The following is a 460-nucleotide window of genomic DNA, read 5'->3' as shown; positions in this document are numbered from 1 at the left end:
GATCTTCTTTATCAGTTGACCTGTTTCTAACCCTTAGTATACGGCGGTCCCATAAAATTTCTTTCGAAAAATGAACAAGTATATTTGCGTGTGGCAAGCAAAGCGGTAGACCGGTATTTCGGGGTGTGATACAATTTTGACACACAGAATCTGCTTTAAGTCAGATCTGCTTATTAAGAATTGGTTTTCTAGGGTTCCGTGCGGGTGGCGCAGTCTGGACCGAGAGAAAACACATAAGGTCTACAAAATAGACCGTATGTACACGGAGGGATAAAAGCCCGGGAGATTTGATCAAACGATCGATTTCCGGGCTTTTTTTGTTGGTTGGAATCGTTCAGAAAGGAAGGGATTAGATGAAATGGGGAAATGTCTTTATTGCGGCGATCTTTGAAGTCGGCTGGGTGATGGGGTTGAAATATGCTGACTCTTTATTGGAGTGGGCCGCAACCATCGTTTGTAT

1 riboswitch is annotated in these 460 nt (G+C 43.5%).

Going from position 1 to position 460, the window contains the following annotated elements:
• Positions 1–177 precede the first annotated feature (177 nt).
• Positions 178–287, top strand: a riboswitch (guanidine-I (ykkC/yxkD leader).
• Positions 288–460 lie beyond the last annotated feature (173 nt).

Origin of the sequence: Desulfofundulus thermobenzoicus (genome assembly GCF_009428905.1) — a bacterium.
GTDB lineage: Bacteria > Bacillota > Desulfotomaculia > Desulfotomaculales > Desulfovirgulaceae > Desulfofundulus_A > Desulfofundulus_A thermobenzoicus.
The sequence above is the reverse complement of the archived record's forward strand: the minus strand, read 5'-3'. Positions and strand labels throughout refer to the sequence as shown.